Here is a 20,676-nt window from a genome sequence, read left to right on the forward strand (position 1 = left end):
CCAGTCATCGGCTCCCAGTCATCGACCCCAGTCACCGGGCTCGGCCACCGGGCGACCGCCTGGGGCCCGGTGGGCGCCGGTTCGGAACGGCGGCCCGCAGGCCCGGCCGGAGACGACAACCGTGGGCAAATTTATTTGCATGCGCGGCCTATTTCGGTCATGGCCTATCCTGGGCCGTGCACCCCCTCGCTCGGCAGGAGGACGCCCATGACCGCCACCAACGCCCCGCGCACCGCCCTCGCCCATGGCTGGTGCGCCCTGTCCCTGCTGCACGACAGGATCGAGGCGCACATCGAACGCGCCCTCCAGGCACGGCACGGCCTCAGCGTCCGCGAGTACTCCCTCCTCGACGTGCTCAGCCAGCAGCACACCGACGAGGGCCGTCACCTACGGATGTCCGAGGTGGCCGACGCGGTGGTGCTCAGCCAGAGCGCGACCACCCGCCTGGTCTCGCGCCTGGAGGACCGCGGGCTGCTCTCCCGCTACCTGTGCCCGACGGACCGACGCGGCATCTACACGGAAGTCACCGACGCCGGTCTCGCGCTGCTCGCCGAGGCACGCCCCACGAACGACACCGCGCTGCGCGAGGCCCTCGACCAGGCGGCCCGGGTCCCGGAGCTCACCCCGCTGGTCCAGGCAGTCGAGTCGATCGACGTCTCCCCCCGTTAGGCGGAGCACCGAACGCACGGTCCTGCGTGCGGACCCGTCACCGGGCGTACTCGGTCCAGGCGCGGGCCTGCGCGGAGCCCGGGGCGAGCGCCCGCAGCCGGTCACCGAATCCGTCCACCAGCCGCCCGACCCGTCGCGCGATGTCGGTGGGGACGACGAGCGCCGTGCTGACGGCCGGCTCCAGCTCCCCCTGGTGGAGCTGCGCCAGGGCCAGGTAGGCGTGGAGCAGGGCGCGGTCCCGGGCCGTGTCCCGGGGGAGCAGGGCCAGAGCGCGGTGGGCGTGGGACTCGGCGTCGGCCCACTGGCCGAGGTCGAAACAGGTGATCACGGCGTGCAGGTGCAGGTCGCCCTGCCCCCAGAAGCCCATCCAGGAGGGCCTGGGCTCGGTCGGGTCGGAGCGGTCCAGGGCGTCCTGGGCCCGTCCGAGGCTGCGCCGGGCGGCCGTCAGCTCCCCCGTCCCGGCGTGCCGGACCGCGAGCCGGGCATGGGCCAGCGAGGCGTAGAACGGGTCCTGCCGCACCACCCGGGTGGCCCGGGACGCCTCGGCGGCGGCCAGCGCGTCACCGTGTTGGCCGACGTGCTTGTACAGGCTGCTGGCCTGGCTCCACACCCAGAAGTTGGTGGCGGCGTCCCCGGACAGGCCCGACAGGGTGACCGCCTGGTCCAGATGGCGCCCGTCGACGGCGGCCCACATGGCGCTGGACGCCAGGCGGGCCGCGGTGGCGTAGAGGTGACGGCGCACCCGGGGGCTGGCGCTGCCGCGCTGTTGGAGCTCCACGGCCTCCCGCACCAGCCCGGCGGCACGGTCCTCCAGCGCCAGGGTGCCCCCTGGCGGTCGTCGGCGGCGATGACCCGGCCCAGCTCGGCATCGAGGCGTTCCACGTCCGGCATGCCCACCCGCCTGGGCGGGTTCGCCGCCGCGGTGGCCAGCACGGAACCGGTGGTGACGGTGAGGAAGGTTCTGCGCCGCACGGGGGCCTCCTGGGTGGGAGAGTGCGGCCGGGCCCTGCCCCGGCGGACAAAGCCTAGTTCCGTGACGGTACGTCCGGTGAGGGCCTCCAAGGCCACACACTGCCGCAGGTGCGGACGTCCCACCTCACCGGCCATCCAGCGGCGCACCGACCCTTCATGGGCGCTCTGAAGGGCGGAATCGCCCCCGAACTGCCCGAAGTGACGTGCCGCAGCCCGGACAGATCACCCCCGGGAGTCATGGCGAACCGTTTCACCGAGCCACGAACCCCAAGGGAGGCGGGCTCCGTGGAACGGGAATCGGGGGCGCCGCCGGTCGAGGGAATACCCGTGCCGCGCACCGGGCGGTTCGGCGGAGTTCGAGATGCCGTACAGCGGGATGAAGTAGCGTGCCAACGCCCCTCCACCCCAAGGAGAGCATCCATGGAGAAACTTGCCCAGATCGGTGTCACCGGCCTCGCGGTCATGGGTGGCAACCTCGCCCGCAACCTCGCCCGCCACGGGCACACCGTCGCCGTCCACAACAGGACCGCTGCCAGGACACGGGCGCTGATCGGGGAGTTCGGCCACGAGGGAACGTTTCTTCCCGCCGAGACCCCCAAGGACTTCGTCGCCTCGCTGGAACGGCCGCGCCGGATCGTCGTCATGGTCAAGGCCGGCGGGCCGACCGACGCGGTGATCGACGAGTTCTCCCCGCTGCTGGAGCCCGGCGACGTGATCATCGACGGGGGGAACGCCCACTTCGAGGACACCCGCCGCCGGGAGGAACGGCTCCGCTCCCGGGGCATCCACTTCGTGGGCACCGGGATCTCCGGCGGGGAGGAGGGCGCACTGCACGGGCCGAGCATCATGCCGGGCGGCTCCGCCGAGTCCTACCGGTCCCTGGGGCCGCTGCTGGAGGACATCGCCGCCAAGGCCCCCGACGGCACCCCGTGCTGCACCCACATCGGCCCGGACGGCGCCGGGCACTTCGTCAAGATGGTGCACAACGGCATCGAGTACGCCGACATGCAGCTCATCGCCGAGGCGTACCACCTGCTGCGGCACATCGCCGGGTACGAGCCGGCGAGGATCGCCGAGGTCTTCGACATCTGGAACACCGGCCGCCTCGACTCGTACCTGATCGAGATCACCGCCGAGGTGCTGGCCCACACCGACCCCGACACCGGCGCGCCGTTCGTGGACGTCGTCCAGGACCGGGCCGAGCAGAAGGGCACCGGGCGGTGGACCGTGCAGAGCGCCCTGGACCTGGGCGTCCCGGTCTCCGGCATCGCCGAGGCGGTGTTCGCCCGTGCCCTGTCCGGCCACGTGGAACTGCGCGCCGCCGCCGCGTCGCTGCCGGGTCCGCGGCGCACCCCGCTCGACCCGCGGGACGCGGCCAGGTTCGCCGAGCAGGTGGAGCAGGCCCTGTACGCGTCCAAGGTCGTCTCCTACACCCAGGGGTTCCACCAGATGCAGGCCGCGGGCCAGGCCTACGGCTGGGACCTGGATCTCGGAGCCATCGCCGCCATCTGGCGGGGCGGCTGCATCATCCGCGCCGCCTTCCTCGACCGCATCAGGGCCGCCTACGCCGCCAACCCCGCGGCGCCCGGCCTGCTGGCCGACCCCGAGTTCGCCCGGGAGGTCGGCGAGGCCCAGAGCGCCTGGCGCACCGTGGTGGCCGACGCCGCCAGGGACGGCGTGCCCACCCCCGGCTTCTCCGCCGCGCTCGCCTACTACGACGCGTTGCGCGCCGAGCGGCTGCCGGCGTCGCTCACCCAGGCCCAGCGCGACTACTTCGGCGCCCACACCTACCGGCGCACCGACCGGGAGGGCGCCTTCCACACCCGGTGGGGCGGCGACCGCACCGAACAGCGGACGGACTGACCTGGAGGGGACGGCGGCCGCGACCATCCCACCGGAGGGGCCGCGTCCAGCGTGGGGACGGCGGGCGCCGGGCGGTGGCCGGGGGCCCGGCACGCGCGCAACGTACGATCACTCCCGTGTCCGCCGCAGCCACCTGGCCCACCGCCACGCCCATGGCCACGCCGCGCCTGCGGCTGGAGCCGCTCCGCGTCGAGCACGCGCGGGAGGCCGCCCCGGTCCTGAACGACGTGCGGTTGCACGCGTGGACCGGCGGGGCGCCGTGCACGCCGCGGGAACTCGAAGCCAGGTACCGCCGGCAGTCGGCCGGACAGTCGGCGGACGGCACCCACGGCTGGCTGAACTGGATGCTCCGTCGGCTGGCGGACGGGCAGCTCGTCGGCACCGTGCAGGCCACCCTCCACCACCCGGCCGCGGGCCGGACGCAGGCCGCACTCGCCTGGGTGGTCGGCACCGACCACCAGCGCAACGGCTACGGACGCGAGGCGGCTCTGGCCATGGCGGACTGGCTGCGCGCGCACGGGGTGGACCGGCTGACCGCGCACATCCGTCCCGGGCACGAGGCGTCGGCGGGCATCGCACGGGCACTCGGCCTCACCGCGACGAACGCGTGGGCCGGGGACGAGGTCGTCTGGAGCGACCCCGGGCCGTGAACCGACCGGTGCCGGCCTGGTGCCCCCGGTCCACCGGGGCCGGGCCAGGTCCCGGGCGGGCGCGTCGGCGTTCGGTACGGGCGTGAACGCGCGGTTCCCGGGGTCCGGTTCTGACCGGGCCCCGGGAACCGCGGGACGAGCTGGTCGGGCTGGTCGGGCTGGTCGGGCTGGTCGGGCTGCTGGAACTAGATGATGCTCACGCCGTAGGCGTTGATCGCCTCGACCAGCGGCTGGAAGAACGTGGTGCCGCCGGAGGAGCAGTTGCCGCTGCCGCCGGAGGTCAGGCCGTAGCCGGTGCTGCCGGAGTACATCGGGCCACCGCTGTCGCCGGGCTCGGCGCAGATGTTGGTCTGGATCATGCCGTAGACGATGTCGCCACCGCCGTAGTTGACGGTCTGGTTGAGCGCGGTGACGGTGCCGCTGTGGGTGCCGGTGGTGCTGCCCCTGCGGCTGGCGGTCGCACCGACGACCGGGTTGGCGGCCCGGGTGATGTCAATGCTGCCGACGGTGCCCGGGTGCGACACGGAGGTGTTGGCGTACCGCACCAGCCCGTAGTCGTTGACGGGGAAGCTGCTGCCCGAGGTGGGCCCGATCCACGTGGTCAGCGAGGAGTTGGTGTACCAGTCGGGGTAGCCGTCGGTGCAGTGGCCCGCGGTGACGAAGTAGTACGTGGAGCCCTTCACCACGTTGAAGCCGAGCGAGCAGCGCCAGCCGGCGTCCGCGTAGATGGCGTCGCCACCGGATATCAGCTTGTTGAGCTTGCCCTGCATCCGGTCGACCTCGACCGCGTCGCCGTACTGGGCGGCGAACTTGTTGACCTTGGCCAGGTCAGCGCCCTTGACCGTGGAGTCGACGGAGATCACCAGCTTGTTGCTCACGGGGTCCACACCCCAGCTCGTGCCCGCCACGTCCACCGAGCCGAGGACGGCCTTGTCGATCTTGGCCAGCTCGGCCGAGCTGTGCTCGACGAACTTCGGCACCGCGCCGCTGTCGCGCACGGCTTCGGCGGCCTCGTCGGTGGTGACGTTGACGACCATCTTGCCGGTCGCCTGGTCGAGGTAGGTTCCCGCGGTGTCGGTCGTGCCGAGCTCGGCCACGAGGGCCGTCGCTTCCTCGGGTGAGGCCGAGGCGGTGGAGGAGGCGGTGGCGGTGGGAACGACGACGAACGCGCTGGCCGCGATCATCCCGGCCGCCGCGGCGATCAGCCGCACGCGCCTGGCCGTGGAGCGGGTGGCAACGGTGTTGCTCTTCACTCGAACCTCCTGGTCGCAGAGCGAGCCGACCGGGGGTGGGCCGGCCCGTGTACCACTCGCCCAGGGACGCCCTGTTGGACGTGCCCCTGACAAGAGGGTCACAACGAAGTATCGAGACAACCCCCACGCCGCACAAGAAGGCCTCCGGCCGCCGGGCGCGCAACACCCCCAACACCCCCGACAGGACGCCGCACACAAAGGGGCGCGCGACATGACAGAACACGCCGCGCGCACCGACAACACGCCGGTTTACCGCCGCTGATCAGCAACCACAGTCACAGCCACAGTCGCAACCGTCACAGCAGCCACCGTCGCCACAGCAATTGCAGCCGTCACTACAGCCGTCGCAACAGTCACAACAGTCCTCACACCTCTCCGGCTTGCGACACCAGCCCTCGCGCGGCTCCCCCGTCCAGGGGTCCTCCAACGAGCTCCTACAACAGAGCTGGCATGTACAAAACATCCCTGCCCAGACCGCGCATCCGGCGAGCGGACCGCGCCGCCGGCCCCGCCTCGGAGGCTCCGGCGGCAGGGGCCCGGGGCCGCCGGGACCGAAGGGGTTCTGGGTGGGAGGAGGAGGGGTGGGCGTGGCGGCGGCGGGTGCGGCACGTCCGGTGGTGCAGGCGTGGCCGGTGGTCCCGAAGGCCCGGTCCACCGAACGCGGCAGTTCGTGCACCAGCAGCACGTGGACCAACCCGCCCCGGGTGAACTCCACGTCCGCCAGCGCCAGCCGCACCCCGCGCACCGCGTCGTCACACAGCCGCCGCGCCTCCTCCAGGCCCGTCCCCGTCGCGGTCAGCGGATTCCACGCGCCCGCGCTGGCGTCCTCGGCCAGGTCCTCCACCGCGTCCAACACGTGGGCCAACCGCCCGAACAGCCGTCCCGCCTCAGCCAACGGCGCACGGTTCCCCGGTCGCCCGGCGAGCACCGCCGTGTGCGCGAACGCCGCAGCGGTCGCCGTCTCCGTCGGCTCCGTCACCTCCAACAGCGAGACACCCGCCATCGACTCCACGCGCAACTGCCGTTCCACCGCGTCCACCAGCACCGCCGTGTCGAACCCCACCTCGGCACCCCGCACCGCGCCCCCACGGTCCCAACGGGCAGCCACCCCACGAGCCACGGCCGCCACCGGCCGACGCGCCAACACCCCGTCCCGGTCCGCCACGTGGTCCCGCACCTTCGCCGAAGCCAGCACCAACGACACCGCCGCCGCCAACCGCGCACCCTCACCCACGGCCACCTCGGCCGACCGCATCCCCCGCAACGGACACGGCCCCGCGGACCGCCGCGCCCCCGCTCCCCCCGAGCCGGACTGCGCCTCCACCAACGCCGAAATGATCAAGCCGTCATAGTTCGTGGCCACCCGGGCCAACTGCCCGTGCCCGTCCCGCAACGCCAGACACAGACCACACAGGTGAGCCATCCACGACGCCTGCAACGACGCGGACAGCCGATGCCGACACGGCCGAACGATTCCGAACAAGGTTCCCCCCCAGCGCAGGGCGACACACGTCCCTGAACAGGCAATGCCGCGAAAGTCCTACCAGAGAAGCACGTCACCACCCGAACCAGCGACGACCCCCCGGGTTCCCCCCAGCAGACGACGCGGCGCCGGCTGCGGTTCCCTCCGGCCACCGCCCGCCCCTCCCCCGCGCCCCCACGGTTGGACGACGCCCGCGCGGGGCGTCCGGTCAGCATCGCGTTACGCTTTACCCCAAAAGGGCGATGTGACGGGTTCCACGGCCAGCACCGGGACGGTGTCCTTCGGGGCGCCAGTTCCCTTGAGAGGAGAGCATGTTGCCTCACAAAGGGACGAACAGGCACTTTCCCGCCGCCCGTCACCTTTCATCCACAACCGGAAGGCTGATCCTGCACCGCCGCGACTGCACCAGTACTGCAACGAAACCCCGGTTCGCGTGTCAACTCCTTGGCGCGATGTCCGCGCGATGGACGACCATAGAGGAGCGGACGGCATCGACCGCGGTGAGAGGAGGAGTCCATGGGTTCAGTGCGGCGAGCGAGTGCCTGGCTGGGACTCGTTGACGACGGCGACGACGACCGGTACTACGACGACGAGTACGGCGAAGCTCCCGAGCGGAACGCCTCGTGGGCGACCGACCCGCGAATCCGGGTGGTCTCCGACCCCACCGAGCCCTCCGGGCGACGGATCGCCACCGTGACCCCGGACGGCTTCGGGGACGCCCGCGGCATCGGCGAGCTGTTCCGGGACGGCATCCCGGTCGTGGTCAACCTGACCTTGATGGACGCCGCGGACGCCAAGCGCGTGGTGGACTTCGCCGCTGGTCTGACGTTCGGTCTGCGCGGCTCGATCGAGCGGGTGGCCAGCCGGGTGTTCCTGCTGACCCCGGCCGACTACCAGGTGATGGACGGCAGGGCCACAACCCGGGAACTGGACCGGGGCTTCTTCAACCAGAGTTGACCACCGGGTTCGGTGCCGGCTGTCCGTAGGTGCCGGCTGGTCCCCCGGGGACCAGCCGGCACCACCGCGTTCCGTGGCACCGCCACCGCGCGTCGGGCGGGGCGACACGGGCGGTGACCGGCCCGGGCTCGGCCCGCGGGCCCCGGCCCGCTCAGCGGAAGGCGTCGAGGCCGGTTAGCGCCTTGCCGAGAACGAGCTGGTGCATCTCCGCGGTGCCCTCGTAGGTGAGCACCGACTCGAGGTTGGTGGCGTGGCGCATCACCGGGTACTCCAGGGAGATGCCGTTGGCGCCGAGGATGGTGCGGGACGTCCGGCAGATCTCCAGGGCCTCCCGGACGTTGTTGAGCTTGCCGAAGCTGATCTGTTCGGGCCGCAGTCGTCCGGCGTCCATCCGCCGACCGAGGTGGTGCGCCAGCAGGACGCCCTTGTGCAACTCCACGGCCATGTCGGCCAGTTTGGCCTGGGTGAGCTGGAAACCGCCGATGGGCCGGCCGAACTGCTCACGGGTGGTGGCGTACTCCAGAGCCGACTCGAAGCAGGCACGGGCCGCGCCCATCGCCCCCCACACGATGCCGTACCGGGCGTGGCTCAGACAGCTCAACGGCCCGCGCAGTCCGACCACCCCGGGGAGCGCCGCGCCCTCGGGCAGCCGCACCTCGTCCAGGACCAGCTCGCTGGTGACCGAGGCGCGCAGGCTCCACTTGTGGTGGATGTCGTGGGCGGCGAAGCCCGGCGCGTCGGTGGGCACCACGAAGCCACGGATGCCCTCGTCGGTGCGGGCCCAGACCACCGCCACCCCGGCCAGCGAGCCGTTGGTGATCCACGTCTTGCGGCCGGTGAGCACCCAGTCGCTCCCGTCGCGCCTGGCGTGGGTGCGCATCGCGGCGGGGTCCGACCCGTGGTCGGGTTCGGTGAGCCCGAAGCAGCCGATGGTCTCCCCGGCGGCCATCGGCGGCAGCCAGCGCTCCTTGAGCTCCTCGGAGCCGTACCGGTGGATCGCGTACATGGCCAGGGAGCCCTGGACGGAGACCAGGGAACGGATGCCGGAGTCGGCTGCCTCGAGCTCCAGGCAGGCCAGGCCGTACTGGACGGCGGTGGCACCGGCGCACCCGTGCCCGTGGAGCGGCATGCCGAGCGCGCCCAGGGCGCCGAGTTCCCTGGCGAGTTCCCGGACCTCCGGGACCTGGCCGTCCTCGTACCACCGCGCGACGTGGGGCAGCACCCGGTCCGCGGCCCAGCGCCGGACGGTCTCACGCACCGCGCGGTCGTCGTCGTCCAGCAGGTCGTCCAGGCCCAGCGGGTCGAGCGGGTCGAACCGGGGCGCTGCGCTTGCGGTCATGGCTGCCCTCCGCAGTCGATCTCCGTTGATCCGGGGAGACGCTACGGGGAACGCCCGTCCGGGTCCAGACGCGCCCTGGTCGCACGGGTCGGGTCGGGTCGGTCGGAGTCGGCCGCGCACGCCGGGTCCCCGGTCCGCACCGGTCCGGCCGCGGCGCCCCCGAGCCGCTCGGGAACGAACCGGTCGGGGAGGTCGTGCGGTTCGGACCGGTGTGCCGGGTCGAAGGTGCGCGGCAGCCGTAGCGCGGCCAGCGCGCCCAGGAGCAACAACCCCGCGCTGACCAGCAGGGCGACCCGCAGCCCGTGGACGAAGGCGGTGCGGGCGGCCGACCGCAGGACCGGTCCGGCGTCCCCGGGCAGGGTGTCCGCCACCTCGTACGCCTCACCGATGGAGCGTTTGGCCGCGGCACGGGACTCAGGTGGCACACCCGGCGTGTCACGGATGGCCGGCGCATAGGCGGCGTTCATCACACTGCCCAGCACCGCGACCCCGAGGCCGGCCCCGAGCTGGTACGAGGTCTCCCCGATCGCCGCCGCCCCGCCGGCCTGGCCGGCCGGGGCGTCGTTGAGCAGGCTCTCGTAGGCGGCGAACAGGGTGGTCTGGATGCCGAAGCCGAGGAGGAGGAAACACCCCGTCAGCAGCCACGGCCGGTCCTGGTGGCCGACACCGGTGAGCGCGAGCACGGCGGTGGCGGTGAGGCAGAAGCCGACCACCGCCATGGCGCGCGGGCCGAGGCGGCGCAGCAGCCGGGAGCCGACCAGCCCCGCGGCGACCGCCGAGACCGTCAGCGGCAACAGCCGCAGCCCGGCCCGCAGGGGAGGCAGTCCCAGCACGAGTTGGAGGTACTGGACGGCGAGCAGGGCGAGGCCGACCAGGGCGAGCATGGCCAGCACGATGCAGCAGACGGCGGTGCCGAACGCGGGCCGGGTGAACAGCCGCGGGTCCACCAGGGGGTGTTCCCTGCGGCTCTGGCGCGAGACGAACACGGCGAGCAGGACGAGGCCGGCGAGGAACGGCACCACGGCTCCGGGGGCGGTCGGATCGACCCCGTCCCCGGCCTGCTTGACGCCGAGCACCAGGCCCAGGATGCCGGTGGTGGCGATGAGGACACCGAGGACGTCCCAGGGGCCCTCGCGGTCGCCGGTGGACTCGGGCAGCAGCCGGTGTCCCAGCGGGAGCGCCACGGCCATCAACGGCACGTTGATCAGGAAGACCGCGCCCCACCACGCGTGCTCGACCAGGAAGCCACCGAGCAGGGGGCCGACGGCTGCTCCACTGGCGGCGACCGCGCTCCACGCGCCGATCGCGACGGCGCGTTCGCGGCGGTCGGGGAAGGCACTTCGCAGGATGGAGAGCGTCGCCGGCATCACCATGGCGCCGCCGACGCCGAGCAGGGCCCTCGCCGTGATCAGGGCACCGGGGTTGGGGGCGAACGCGGCCAGCGCCGAGGCGCCGCCGAACAGGGCGTATCCGAGCAGCAGGAGCCGGCGTCTGCCCACCCGGTCCCCGAGGGTCCCGAAGAGGATGAGCAGGGACGCCGCGACCAGTGGGTAGGCATCCACGATCCACAGCAGTTGCACCGCGCTCGGCCGCAGGTCCTCACTGACCGCGGGGACCGCCACGTGGAGCACGGTGGAGTCCAGTGCGATGAGCAGGAGGCTCGCGCAGAGCACCACCAGCACCGCCCAGCGGTCGGGGGCGCCGCGACCGGGTACCGTCCTCGCCCCCGCCGTCGTGGACGTGGTGGTGGTCCCGGTCATGCACATACCTCCCGCATGGGTCCGTTGGGCCTGCCCCCGGCAGGTCGGGGCACGGGCGGACCGGTGACGGTGGACCGGCCTCCCGGCGACGGGGGCGAGTGAGCCGCCAGCGTACGCGAGTCGGTGCCGGGTCCGGGTCCCCGCCCGCTGCCGGTACGGGCGGCACCCGGGCGTCCCGCGGCGAACGAGGGATATCCATGCCCGCGAAGATCACCTGACAGCAGGATCAACCGAACACACGTTTGATTCACTGCTCGTGGCGCTGACTGTGCCTCAGGGACTAATGCGTTAACGTCAAATTGACCTGCCGCAACACCGAGGGAAACAGCGAAGAAATGACGTTCCAAAAAAATCGCCAGCCATTCACACACGCCATCCACATGATTACGGAGCCGCCTTCGCCAAATCAATCCGAGACAACGGGAAATGCCGACGGAAGCGTTGCTTCCACATCACATCAGGATTACAAAGCCGCACGTACGGCCGAACAAGGCCATCACACGCTGTAACGTCGATTGAGTGTGTACCGACCAGAGCGTCGCCCTCCTGCCGGAGCGACGGACCAAGCACGGCCCACCCCGGCTGAGCCGAACACGGAAGCTGCTCATCGGCTCGACCGTGGCCGTCTATGCGGCCGTTATCCTTGGCGTGCTCACAACGTCATGGCTGGTTCGGCTGGACTGGCAGGTCATGCTGTTCCGGCCGTACAAGCAATGGCCGCAGTACCACCAGGTCCTGGACGTCTGGGTCGTCCTGGGGCAGCGCGGCCCCACCGCCCTCATCGTGGTGAGCTGGCTGGGGTGGCGGAGTTGGAAGCACCGCGACCTGCGCCCCCTGCTGGTGTTCGGACTGGCGCTGCTGCTGCTGAACGTCACCGTCGGAGCGGTCAAGTACGGCCTGGGCCGGCTCGGGCCGCACTACGCGACCACAGTCGGCTCCGCGGAGATGTGGAAGGGCGGCGACATATTTCCCTCGGGTCACACCGCCAACGCCGTCGTGACCTGGGGAGTGTTGGCGTACCTCGCGACCAAGCACCGCCGCACCGGAGCGGTGATCACAGCGGTGTTCGCCTTCACCGTCGGCATGACCACCATCTACCTGGGGACCCACTGGGTCACGGACGTGGTGGCCGGATGGACCGCCGGGGTGCTGATCCTGCTGTGCCTTCCCCTGGTCGAACCACTGGTCCAGCCACTGGACCTGTGGCTGCGCACCCTGTTCGCCCGACTGTGGCCGCGGCCCTTCGCCGCGCCCCCGGTCCCGTCGCCGGTGGCGGCCCGGGGCACGGGGCTGGTGGCCCCGAGGGCGGCAGCCGAGGACGACACGGAGTTCACCCGCCCGGCCGTGGGCGCGGTCGCCGGGACGCGGCCCGCGGCGTCCAGCACCTCAGCGACCGCGCTCGCAACCGACCAGCGGGTGCACCACCCCGTCAGGACCCACCAGACCCGGCACGACCGGCCCTCCGCGACACCGGGCGCCCGCCGGTCCCGCACCGACCAGCGTCCGGGCCGGGGCTCGCCCCACATACCGAGGCGCTGAGCAGACCGACGACGCCGAGGGGCCGTTCCCGGGGCAGCACCCCGGGAACGGCCCCTCGGCGCTCCCGCGGCGGTCAGCCGGGCCAGGCGCGGGTGACCCGGCCGTGTTCCACGGTGAAGTTGATCCGTCCCACCAGGTACTCCATGGTGATGATCGCGCCGGGTGGCAACGCGCGCACGTGGGCCCACCCGCGGGTGGCGGCCCTGGCCCTGGCCGCCTCCTCGTCCAGGCCCACATAGGCTTCCATGACGTCTTCCGGGGGCTTCTCGGGCTGCGGTGGATGCGACATGGAACCCACCGTAGGGGCGGCCGGAACACGGGGGAAGGCAGGGGCGCGCGACCGCGACGCCCGAAGATCGTCACATTTCTGTTACGGCACGGCACCGGTATGCCTATCATCACCGGTCACTCGTCCGGGCATTTCTGCACCACACAGATGACTACCGGGCGTCGTCCAGGAGGAGCCACGTGAACGATCATGCCGGCGCCGCCACGAGCTCACCGGCCAGCAATTCCCCTGACACCGTCCGACAATTCCCCAACGGCGTGGAACCCGCGGCTCCAGATCGCCGGACAAGCCGTTCCCACAAACCTGACTCCACTGCCCCTACACGACTTCTTCGCTCATTCTTCACCTAGTGCGGCCAACTCCTCATCGGTCAGCAGCCGTGACCGAATGAGGAACCGGTTCCCGGTCGGGGACTCCAGCGAGAAGCCGCTGCCGCGACCGGGCACCACGTCGATCGTCAGGTGGGTGTGGCTCCAGTGGGCGAACTGGTCCCTGGCCATCCACACCGGCACCGGCTCCATCCCCGGGACCTCGAGGTCCCCGAGGCGCATGTCGGACTCCCCGGTCAGGAACTCCCCCACCGGGTAGCACATCGGCGAACTGCCGTCGCAGCAGCCGCCGGACTGGTGGAACATCAGCGGACCGTGTTCGGCGTGCAGGCTGCGCAGTAACTCCGCGGCCTGGTCGGTGAGGCCGACCCTGGCCGTTCCGCGGGTGGTTGTCATCGGTTGCTCCTTGTCATGTCGCCCTGTCACTGTGTCGACTCCGCCGCCGTGTCACCGGGCCCGGGCGGCACCCCGCGCGGTCCCGCCCGGCGCGGCGCCGGTCCCGGTGGCTGCGCGCGGTGCCGCGGGACCGGGCGCCCGGTCCCCTGCCCGGGCGCCCGCGTCACCGTTCTGCGGTGCGCGGGACCGGTGCGTCCCGCGGCCGGCCCCCGGGGTGCCTCAGAACAGCCCCAGGGCGTTGGGTGAGTAGCTCACCAGCAGGTTCTTGGTCTGCTGGTAGTGGTCCAGCATCATCCGGTGGTTCTCTCGACCGATGCCGGAGTTCTTGTAGCCGCCGAACGCCGCGTGGGCCGGGTACGCGTGGTAGCAGTTGGTCCAGACCCGCCCTGCCTGGACCGCGCGGCCCACCCGGTAGGCGGTGTTCATGTCCCGGGTCCACACCCCGGCACCGAGCCCGTACAGACTGTCGTTCGCGATGCGCACGGCGTCCTGGAGCTCGTGGAAGGGGGCCACCGAGACCACCGGGCCGAAGATCTCCTCCTGGAAGATCCTCATGCTGTTGGCCCCCTCGAACACGGTCGGCGCCACGTAGTACCCGCCGGAGAGCGAGCCGCCGAGGTCCACCCGCTCCCCTCCGGTGAGCAGCTTGGCCCCCTCCTGGATGCCGATGTCGATGTAGGAGAGGATCTTCTCTAACTGGTCGTTGCTGGCCTGGGCGCCGACCATGGTGTCGGTGTCCAGCGGGTTGCCCTGCCTGATGGCGCGGACGCGCTCGAGGCAGTCGCCGAGGAAGCGGTCGTAGATCGACTCCTGGACCAGCGCGCGGGACGGGCAGGTGCACACCTCGCCCTGGTTGAGGGCGAACATGGTGAAGCCCTCGAGGGCCTTGTCGTAGAACGCGTCCGTGGCCGCCGCCACGTCGGCGAAGAAGATGTTGGGGCTCTTGCCGCCGAGTTCCAGCGTCACCGGCTTCAGGTGCTGGCTGGCGTACTGCATGATCAGCCGTCCTGTGGTGGTCTCACCGGTGAACGCCACCTTGGCCACCCGACCGCTGGCTGCCAGCGGCTTGCCCGCCTCCACACCGAAGCCGTTCACCACGTTGACCACGCCCGGGGGCAGCAGGTCCGCGATCAGGTCCATCAGGTACATGATCGAGGCGGGGGTCTGCTCCGCGGGCTTGAGCACCACCGTGTTGCCCGCGGCCAGCGCGGGGGCCAGCTTCCACGTCGCCATCAGCAGCGGGAAGTTCCACGGGATGATCTGCCCGACGACGCCGAGCGGTTCGTGGAAGTGGTAGGCCACGGTGTCGTCGTCGAGCTGCGATATGCCGCCCTCCTGGGCGCGGATCGCCCCGGCGAAGTAGCGGAAGTGGTCCACCGTCAACGGCAGGTCGGCGGCGAGCATCTCACGGATCGGCTTGCCGTTGTCCCACACCTCGGCCACGGCGAGTTCCTGGATGTGCTCCTCGATCCGGTCGGCGACGCGGTTCAGCACCAGGGCGCGGTCGGCGGGTGAGGTGGCCGCCCAGACGGGGGCGGCGGCGTGCGCGGCGTCGAGGGCCAGTTCGATGTCGGCGGCGGTGCTCCGGGCGACCTCCGTGAACGCCTCACCGGTGACCGGGGAGGGGTTCTCGAAGTAGCCGCCCTCGACCGGGGCGACCCGTTCGCCGCCGATCCAGTTGTCGTAGCGCGATGCGTAGGTGGCCGGGCTGCCGGGCTGACCCGGGGCCGCGTAGACCGTCATGTGCCTACCTCCTGTGGCGATCGAGGTGCGTGCGGACGGTGGCCGGTGCCCCGGTGCGCGCTGGGGCATCCGGTCTGCGCCGCACGGTACTGCGCGTTCGCCACTTCGGCCATGGCGCCCGGCTCCCGTCCCGGTGTCGCTCGCGGGAGGAAGGCCCGGTCGCACGGGGCCCGTCTGACGGGTGGTGCCGTCCGCCCTCAGGCCGCGTCGGAGAGCAGACCCTCACGGAGGTAGTCGCAGGTGCGACTGATCAGCCGGGACACGTGCATCTGGGAGATGCCCACGATGTCGGCGATCTGGGTCTGGGTGAGGTCCTTGAAGAACCGCAGGTACAGGATGCGCCGCTCACGCTCGGGGAGCTCGGCGAGCAGCGGTTTGAGCGACTCGCGGTTCACCACCAGCTCCATGGTGGAGTCGGGGCCGCCGATGGTGTCGGCGATGGAGAAGTCGTCGAACCCCGGCATGGGGGCGTCGAGCGACACCGTGCTGTAGGCGTCCTGCGCCTCCATGCCCAGCAGCACGTCCTCCTCGGACAGGCCGGTGTGCCCGGCGAGCTCACCGACGGTCGGCCCGCGCCCCTCGAGTTCCTGCAGGAGTTCGTTCCGCGCGGACCTGGTCCGGTTCCGCAGCTCCTGCACGCGCCGAGGCACGTGCAGACTCCACAGGTGGTCGCGGAAGTGACGTTTCAGCTCCCCGACCACCGTGGGGATGGCGAACGACTCGAAGGCCGTCCCCCGGTCGGGTTCGTAGCGGTCCACCGCCTTGACCATGCCGAGCGCCGCCACCTGGACCAGGTCCTCGTGGTTCTCCCCACGGTTGCGGAACCGCCGGGCGAGTCTCTCCGCCACCGGCATCCAGGCGCAGGTGATGGCCTTGCGCAGCTCCTCGCGCTCCGGCCCGTCCGGCATACTGGCCAGTCGACGGAAGTCCTCGGCGGTGTCCGGGGTGTCGTCGTGACGGCGGCGGTGGGTAGGCCCTGTGCTAGCCATGCGTCTCCCGTGCCTTTCGATGTCCTGGGGGTGAGCCGCGCGGGAGCCGTGTGGGACCTTCGGGGTAGCGGTGGCACACACGCCCCGCGCGGGCCCCTGAGAGACCTCTCCTACGAAACGTGTCTCTGATCCGAAACACCGGTGCGACGCCTGCCCGGGGCCTGCGGGGGTAAACAACCCCCGGAGGACCCCTCCTGGCCGGAGCCTCCGGTCCACCGGAGCCCGTCGAGGCGCGCCGGCCCCTTCACTATGACCGGAATGTCCGACATTCGCATGTCGAACGGGGCCCGGTCACCGCGGCGTCACCGGCACGGCGGCCCACCGCCGGAGCCCTACGCACCGCGGCCGAGGCGGGCCAGCAGGCGCGTCTGGTCGTCGGCGCCCGCGGGGACCGGCAGGGCGGGGGCGAAGAGGCCACTGGCCGCCAGGTCGTCGGCGTACGGCTCGGTCTCCCGCAGCGAGAGCTCCACCAGGTCCGGCGGCAGCCCCTCGTCCACGCCCAGCGCGCGGGACAGGTCCCAGCCGTGGACCGTGGCGTCCATCGTCATCTGCGAGCAGTACTCCGCCACCGGGGTCTCCCCCATCGACAGGTGGACCGTCCGGTCGAGCGCCCCGGGACTGCGGAACGCCGCGAGGGACTCCCTGGCGACCCGGTCCCAGGTGGCCACCGGATCGCCACCGAGCTGGTCGCCGGCCCAGCGGTCCGCGAGGTCCCCCACCGTGGCGCCGTCCACCACCAGGGGCGGTACCCACATCTGTTCGACCGCGAGGTGGTTCACCAGGTCGCGCACCGACCACTCGGCGCACGGCGTGGGGGCGTCCCACTGGTCGTCCCGCACCTGGTGCACCCGCGACCCGAAGAGCGCCAACGCCGCCTGGAAGCTGTTCACCGTCTCGTTCTCTCGCATGGCCCCCGAGTACCCAGCCGCCCTCGCGGTACCCGTGGGGTCGCCTCCCGGACCGCCGTCCGCGAGGCGACGAACGGGACGACGGCAGACCGAACAGCGGGAGGCGCCATGAACCGTCCGCGCAACGACCAGGACGAGCGGAGGAGCGGCCGGGAGCCGCGCCACGCCCGCAGCGCGTTGGGGCTCCGGCTGGCGCTGAGCGTGATCTTCACGCCCCTGTTCGCCGCAGCCGCCCTCGGATTCGCCTGGGCCGCCGCCGACGCCTCGGACGAGCACCTGGCCAGGTACACCGTGCCGGCCGTGGCCTTCGGCGTCCTGACCGTGATCAGCCTGGTGGACCTGGTGGTGGTGACGCACCGCTGGCGCACCGCCCGCCGTCGCCGCGTCCGGTAGTCCGGTAGTCCGGTCCGCGGACGCGCCCGGTTCACAGGTCCGGCGGCTGACCGGCCCGGGCCCTGGCACCCTCCCGGGTGCGGTCGGCGGCGACCAGCCGACTCGGGTGCCTGCGCAGGTACTCCCGTTCTAGCGCCGCCATCCGCTCGCTGTGCGCGTTCAGCGCGTTCACGCTGCCGTGGAGCAGCGTCTCGTGGCGCGTGCGGTGGATCTGCTCCAGCTCCCGGATCAGCACGCTGTCCTCGAGAGCCATCGGGTCGATCCCGTCTGCGGCCATGTCCTCGCCTCCGTTCCCTGACCCGATCCCGGTACCCGTGGCCCGCCCGCCACATGCCCGACCTACCACATTCCACTCCGCTTCAAGGCATTCGTCCCTTAGGAACGGGTAAGCGAACCTGGTCACGGGTCCACCCCGTTGGTGACCAGTTGCCCCAACCGAGACGAGGCGATCATGGAACTCTCGTCACTGAAGCCACTCTTCGACCGACCGGGACCATGGGCGTCGGTCTACCTGGACACCGCACGGGAGACCGAGGACGGCCGGCGGCTGTTCGAGCTGCGGACCCGCGCGGTGTCGGACCAACTGGCGTCGCTCGGCGCCGACGAGCGCACCCGGCAGGCCGTCGTCCGGGCGCTCCGCCGGGAACCGGTCTCCGGGACACCACCCGGTCGGGCGCTGTTCGCCAAGGACGGCGAGGTCGTGGCCGAACTGCCGCTGAACCGCTCCCCCGCCCTGGTGGACACCCACTGGTCCACCCTGCCCCACCTCGGACCGCTGGTGGACCTCATCGGGGACGAACCCCGGCTCCTCGTGGCCCACGTGGACCGGCGGGGCGCACGGTTCGAGCTGCGGACCTCACTGGGCCACGAACCCCTCGGCGAGAGCCGGGGCGAGCGGTTCCCCGTCCACCGCACGGGGCGCGCCGACTGGTCGTCCAAGCACTACGACTACAAGGTCGAGGACCGGTGGGACCGCACCGCACGCACCGTTGCCGAACGGGTGAACGAACTCTGCGGCGAGGCCGACGCCGACCTGGTGGTGCTCGCCGGGGACCCGCGGGAGCGCCGGGCGGTCCACGACCGGTTGGACGAGCTGCTGCCGGACGCGCTGGAGACCGGCCCCGAGCCGCGCCCCGAGGAGTTGGACGACCTGCGCCGGCACTGGCGGCAGAGCCGGCTGGCGACCGCCCTCGACCGGTTCTGGGCCGGCCGCCACCTGCCCGCGGAGGAGCAGCGGCGGCCCGGCATGGGCCCGGGAGCGGCGGCCGAGGGCATCCGTGCGGTGGTACTGGCCGCCCGGCGCCGCCAGCTCGAGACGTTGCTGGTGCGGCCGGACGCGCTCGACGGCGAGGCCGAGCTGTGGATCGGCCCCGACCCCGAGCACGTCGGACTCCGCCCCGACGAGGTCGAGGAGATGGGGGTGGAGCGCCCCGAGCCGGTGGACGCCAGGGACGCGCTGCTGCGGTCGGTGACCGCGTCGGACGCGGAGGTGCTGGTGCTGCCGGACGACGCCACGGCTCCCGCGGACGGCATCGGCGCGGTGCTGCGCTGGACCGACCGGAGCCGCTGACCTTTTTCACCCGGGAGGAGTAACCCGGGCCAGAACCCAGACGGCGCGACCGACTCGGGCGCGCCACCGACCGGCCACCCGACCCGGAGGGCCGGCGTGAAGGGAGACACCGAACATGCAGCGACGCAGTGACCGACTCAACCCCCTCCACGACGACGAGCAGAAGCACGAACTACAGGGTTTGCTGCGGTCGCGGCACTCCACGCACGCCGAGGAGTGGAACGACCCGGAGCCACCGGCGGACGACGACCCCGTGGCCTTCCGGGGCGTGACCGACACCCCCGCGGAACTGGCCAAGCAGTTCCGGCGCACCGACTTCCCCGCGGACCGGGACACCCTGGTGGAGGCGTTGCGTGAGCGGCACGCCCCCGACCTGTGGATCGACCGTCTGGAGGACCTGCCGGGGGACCGCACGTTCGACGGCGTCCACGACGTGCTGGAGCACCTGGATTGAGCGGGCGCCGGTTCACCGGGGTCACGGTCCTCACCGGCCGTGGCCCCTGCCCCTCCGGCCCCGGTGTCGGGGCCGGAGGGTGAGGTGGAGAGGGGGCGGTCAGAGGTAGGTGCCGCCGCCTTCGAGGGCCGAGCCCGGTTCCGACCGTGACATGCCGGCCCGCTTCAGGGTCATGGTGGTGCGGATGCCTGACCACAGACCCTCGAGCCAGCCGACCAGTTGGGCCTGGGCGAGCAGCAGCTCGGAGTGGCTGGGGGCCTCCGGATCGGCGAACGGTTCGGCGAGCCGCCGCAGTTCCTCGACCAGTTCGGGGGCGAGCGCGTCCTCCAGCTCGTCGACGGCCCTGCGCAGACTCGACCGCAGCCAGACCCTGCCGGCCTCGTCGAGGGGCCGGGCCCTGGCCTCACCCAGCAGCTCCTTCACCATCTCCTCGACGCGTACCACGCGTGCTGGCTCGGCTACCTGATCGGTCATGGGGGCCCAAGTACCCGGGGCTCGGGCGGGAAAACGCCGCCGCGCACGGCCCCGGGCGGGGCGCCGGGCATGGCCACCGCTGGTCGCGGGTACTGCGGAGAACCCCGGCACTGGAGGTTGACCATGACTCGTTCCGTGCGCGACGTGATGACCGCGGGGGTGACGGCGGTACGGCCGCAGGCATCCCTGGCGGAGGTGGCCCGGCTGATGCGCGACCACGACATCGGAGACGTCGTGGTGGCCCACGGCAACGACGTGGTGGGTATGGTCACGGACCGCGACATCGTGGTGCGGGCGGTCGCCGAGGGCGTCGATCCCAACGCGGTGCCGGCAGAGTCGGTGTGCAGCGGTCCCGTGGAGACCGTCGCCCCCGAGGACGACGTGGAGTCCGCCGCCCGGATGATGCGGGACTTCGCGGTGCGCCGACTGCCCGTGATGGAGGACGGGATACCGGTGGGGATCGTGGCGCTGGGTGACCTGTCCGTCGTCGAGGACCCCGGTTCGGTCCTGGCGGACATCAGCTCGGCGGAGCCCAACCGCTGACCCGCACCCCGGCTCCCGTGGGGCGGCCCGGCCACACACGAGCCGGGCCGTCGGACCCCGACGGTTTCCCGCTGCCGCGTCCCCGGCCCGCCGGGGACGCGGC

At 72.1% G+C, this 20,676-nt stretch carries 21 protein-coding genes; 9 read left to right on the forward strand and 12 right to left on the reverse strand.

The annotated features are described in order from the left end of the window. Positions 1-207 precede the first annotated feature (207 nt). Positions 208-669: a MarR family winged helix-turn-helix transcriptional regulator gene (locus A3IG_RS0107405; RefSeq protein WP_018382913.1), complete on the forward strand. Its 462-nt coding sequence runs from the start codon at positions 208-210 to the stop codon at positions 667-669. A gap of 37 nt (positions 670-706) precedes the next feature. Here the strand turns inward: A3IG_RS0107405 and A3IG_RS28875 are convergent, their stop codons facing one another. After that, on the reverse strand, positions 707-1,447 hold the full coding sequence (locus A3IG_RS28875; RefSeq protein ID WP_157862268.1) for a hypothetical protein: 741 nt from the start codon (positions 1,445-1,447) through the stop codon (positions 707-709). 614 nt (positions 1,448-2,061) lie between these two features. On the opposite strand from A3IG_RS28875, the gene gndA reads away from it, so the two are divergent. Both gndA and A3IG_RS0107420 read left to right on the forward strand, forming a co-directional pair. Then, positions 2,062-3,504: an NADP-dependent phosphogluconate dehydrogenase gene (gndA, locus tag A3IG_RS0107415; RefSeq protein ID WP_018382915.1), complete on the forward strand. Its 1,443-nt coding sequence runs from the start codon at positions 2,062-2,064 to the stop codon at positions 3,502-3,504. 116 nt (positions 3,505-3,620) lie between these two features. Further along, positions 3,621-4,154 carry a GNAT family N-acetyltransferase gene (locus A3IG_RS0107420; protein ID WP_018382916.1) on the forward strand — a complete coding sequence of 178 codons (534 nt, stop codon included), beginning with the start codon at positions 3,621-3,623 and terminating at the stop codon, positions 4,152-4,154. A gap of 185 nt (positions 4,155-4,339) precedes the next feature. Here A3IG_RS0107420 and A3IG_RS0107425 read toward each other — a convergent pair whose 3' ends face one another. Further along, positions 4,340-5,407, reverse strand: a complete 1,068-nt coding sequence (locus A3IG_RS0107425; RefSeq protein WP_018382917.1) for a S1 family peptidase — start codon at positions 5,405-5,407, stop codon at positions 4,340-4,342. A 262-nt stretch (positions 5,408-5,669) separates the two neighbouring features. Then, positions 5,670-6,890, reverse strand: a complete 1,221-nt coding sequence (locus tag A3IG_RS32380) for a DUF5685 family protein (protein WP_078500139.1) — start codon at positions 6,888-6,890, stop codon at positions 5,670-5,672. Between the two features lie 516 nt (positions 6,891-7,406). Here A3IG_RS32380 and A3IG_RS0107435 point away from each other — a divergent pair. Then, positions 7,407-7,847, forward strand: coding sequence for a cell division protein SepF (locus tag A3IG_RS0107435; RefSeq protein WP_018382919.1), 441 nt, complete (start codon positions 7,407-7,409; stop codon positions 7,845-7,847). Between the two features lie 151 nt (positions 7,848-7,998). On the opposite strand, the gene A3IG_RS0107440 is transcribed toward A3IG_RS0107435, so the two are convergent. Together A3IG_RS0107440 and A3IG_RS28880 are read right to left on the reverse strand one after the other, a co-directional pair. Next, on the reverse strand, positions 7,999-9,186 hold the full coding sequence (locus A3IG_RS0107440; protein WP_018382920.1) for an acyl-CoA dehydrogenase family protein: 1,188 nt from the start codon (positions 9,184-9,186) through the stop codon (positions 7,999-8,001). A 41-nt stretch (positions 9,187-9,227) separates the two neighbouring features. Beyond that, entirely contained in the window at positions 9,228-10,946 is a 1,719-nt protein-coding gene (locus A3IG_RS28880; RefSeq protein ID WP_018382921.1) for an MFS transporter, read from the reverse strand. A 648-nt stretch (positions 10,947-11,594) separates the two neighbouring features. Here A3IG_RS28880 and A3IG_RS28885 point away from each other — a divergent pair. Beyond that, positions 11,595-12,485, forward strand: coding sequence for a phosphatase PAP2 family protein (locus tag A3IG_RS28885; RefSeq protein ID WP_236719118.1), 891 nt, complete (start codon positions 11,595-11,597; stop codon positions 12,483-12,485). Between the two features lie 73 nt (positions 12,486-12,558). Here A3IG_RS28885 and A3IG_RS28890 read toward each other — a convergent pair whose 3' ends face one another. The 5 genes from A3IG_RS28890 to A3IG_RS0107475 form a co-directional block, all read right to left on the reverse strand. Further along, positions 12,559-12,774 carry an I78 family peptidase inhibitor gene (locus A3IG_RS28890; protein WP_040910988.1) on the reverse strand — a complete coding sequence of 72 codons (216 nt, stop codon included), beginning with the start codon at positions 12,772-12,774 and terminating at the stop codon, positions 12,559-12,561. Positions 12,775-13,109: 335 nt separating this feature from the next. Continuing rightward, a complete protein-coding gene (locus tag A3IG_RS0107460) occupies positions 13,110-13,499 on the reverse strand; it encodes a DUF779 domain-containing protein (protein ID WP_018382924.1) in 390 nt (129 codons plus the stop codon). 219 nt (positions 13,500-13,718) lie between these two features. After that, a complete protein-coding gene (gene exaC, locus A3IG_RS0107465) occupies positions 13,719-15,242 on the reverse strand; it encodes an acetaldehyde dehydrogenase ExaC (RefSeq protein ID WP_018382925.1) in 1,524 nt (507 codons plus the stop codon). A gap of 197 nt (positions 15,243-15,439) precedes the next feature. Next, complete coding sequence (locus A3IG_RS0107470; RefSeq protein ID WP_026219996.1) at positions 15,440-16,231, reverse strand: SigB/SigF/SigG family RNA polymerase sigma factor; 792 nt, start codon at positions 16,229-16,231, stop codon at positions 15,440-15,442. A 332-nt stretch (positions 16,232-16,563) separates the two neighbouring features. Further along, on the reverse strand, positions 16,564-17,139 hold the full coding sequence (locus A3IG_RS0107475) for a TIGR03086 family metal-binding protein (RefSeq protein WP_040910989.1): 576 nt from the start codon (positions 17,137-17,139) through the stop codon (positions 16,564-16,566). A 108-nt stretch (positions 17,140-17,247) separates the two neighbouring features. Here A3IG_RS0107475 and A3IG_RS0107480 point away from each other — a divergent pair, with 108 nt between their 5' ends. Further along, complete coding sequence (locus A3IG_RS0107480; RefSeq protein WP_018382928.1) at positions 17,248-17,532, forward strand: DUF6343 family protein; 285 nt, start codon at positions 17,248-17,250, stop codon at positions 17,530-17,532. A 31-nt stretch (positions 17,533-17,563) separates the two neighbouring features. On the opposite strand, the gene A3IG_RS0107485 is transcribed toward A3IG_RS0107480, so the two are convergent. After that, complete coding sequence (locus A3IG_RS0107485; protein ID WP_018382929.1) at positions 17,564-17,809, reverse strand: DUF6158 family protein; 246 nt, start codon at positions 17,807-17,809, stop codon at positions 17,564-17,566. A gap of 174 nt (positions 17,810-17,983) precedes the next feature. Between A3IG_RS0107485 and A3IG_RS0107490 the strand changes: the two genes are divergently transcribed. Beyond that, on the forward strand, positions 17,984-19,102 hold the full coding sequence (locus A3IG_RS0107490) for a baeRF2 domain-containing protein (protein WP_018382930.1): 1,119 nt from the start codon (positions 17,984-17,986) through the stop codon (positions 19,100-19,102). Between the two features lie 115 nt (positions 19,103-19,217). Continuing rightward, positions 19,218-19,556, forward strand: coding sequence for a DUF2795 domain-containing protein (locus A3IG_RS0107495; protein WP_018382931.1), 339 nt, complete (start codon positions 19,218-19,220; stop codon positions 19,554-19,556). A gap of 99 nt (positions 19,557-19,655) precedes the next feature. Here the strand turns inward: A3IG_RS0107495 and A3IG_RS31790 are convergent, their stop codons facing one another. After that, positions 19,656-20,030 (reverse strand): proteasome activator, encoded by a 375-nt coding sequence (locus A3IG_RS31790; protein ID WP_078500141.1) that lies wholly within the window; start codon positions 20,028-20,030, stop codon positions 19,656-19,658. Between the two features lie 123 nt (positions 20,031-20,153). Here A3IG_RS31790 and A3IG_RS0107505 point away from each other — a divergent pair, with 123 nt between their 5' ends. Further along, entirely contained in the window at positions 20,154-20,573 is a 420-nt protein-coding gene (locus tag A3IG_RS0107505; protein ID WP_026219997.1) for a CBS domain-containing protein, read from the forward strand. Positions 20,574-20,676: the final 103 nt, after the last annotated feature.

This window comes from Wenjunlia vitaminophila DSM 41686 (genome assembly GCF_000380165.1).
GTDB classification, from domain to species: Bacteria; Actinomycetota; Actinomycetes; order Streptomycetales; family Streptomycetaceae; genus Wenjunlia; species Wenjunlia vitaminophila.

Bases quoted from the DNA above. Each gene is read 5' to 3' on its own strand.
- A3IG_RS0107405 (WP_018382913.1), top strand. From the start codon at position 208: ATGACCGCCACCAACGCCCCGCGCACCGCCCTCGCCCATGGCTGGTGC.
- gndA (WP_018382915.1), top strand. From the start codon at position 2,062: ATGGAGAAACTTGCCCAGATCGGTGTCACCGGCCTCGCGGTCATGGGT.
- A3IG_RS0107435 (WP_018382919.1), top strand. From the start codon at position 7,407: ATGGGTTCAGTGCGGCGAGCGAGTGCCTGGCTGGGACTCGTTGACGAC.
- A3IG_RS0107440 (WP_018382920.1), bottom strand. From the start codon at position 9,186: ATGACCGCAAGCGCAGCGCCCCGGTTCGACCCGCTCGACCCGCTGGGC.
- A3IG_RS28880 (WP_018382921.1), bottom strand. From the start codon at position 10,946: ATGACCGGGACCACCACCACGTCCACGACGGCGGGGGCGAGGACGGTA.
- A3IG_RS28890 (WP_040910988.1), bottom strand. From the start codon at position 12,774: ATGTCGCATCCACCGCAGCCCGAGAAGCCCCCGGAAGACGTCATGGAA.
- A3IG_RS0107460 (WP_018382924.1), bottom strand. From the start codon at position 13,499: ATGACAACCACCCGCGGAACGGCCAGGGTCGGCCTCACCGACCAGGCC.
- exaC (WP_018382925.1), bottom strand. From the start codon at position 15,242: ATGACGGTCTACGCGGCCCCGGGTCAGCCCGGCAGCCCGGCCACCTAC.
- A3IG_RS0107470 (WP_026219996.1), bottom strand. From the start codon at position 16,231: ATGGCTAGCACAGGGCCTACCCACCGCCGCCGTCACGACGACACCCCG.
- A3IG_RS0107475 (WP_040910989.1), bottom strand. From the start codon at position 17,139: ATGCGAGAGAACGAGACGGTGAACAGCTTCCAGGCGGCGTTGGCGCTC.
- A3IG_RS0107480 (WP_018382928.1), top strand. From the start codon at position 17,248: ATGAACCGTCCGCGCAACGACCAGGACGAGCGGAGGAGCGGCCGGGAG.
- A3IG_RS0107485 (WP_018382929.1), bottom strand. From the start codon at position 17,809: ATGGCCGCAGACGGGATCGACCCGATGGCTCTCGAGGACAGCGTGCTG.
- A3IG_RS0107490 (WP_018382930.1), top strand. From the start codon at position 17,984: ATGGAACTCTCGTCACTGAAGCCACTCTTCGACCGACCGGGACCATGG.
- A3IG_RS0107495 (WP_018382931.1), top strand. From the start codon at position 19,218: ATGCAGCGACGCAGTGACCGACTCAACCCCCTCCACGACGACGAGCAG.
- A3IG_RS31790 (WP_078500141.1), bottom strand. From the start codon at position 20,030: ATGACCGATCAGGTAGCCGAGCCAGCACGCGTGGTACGCGTCGAGGAG.
- A3IG_RS0107505 (WP_026219997.1), top strand. From the start codon at position 20,154: ATGACTCGTTCCGTGCGCGACGTGATGACCGCGGGGGTGACGGCGGTA.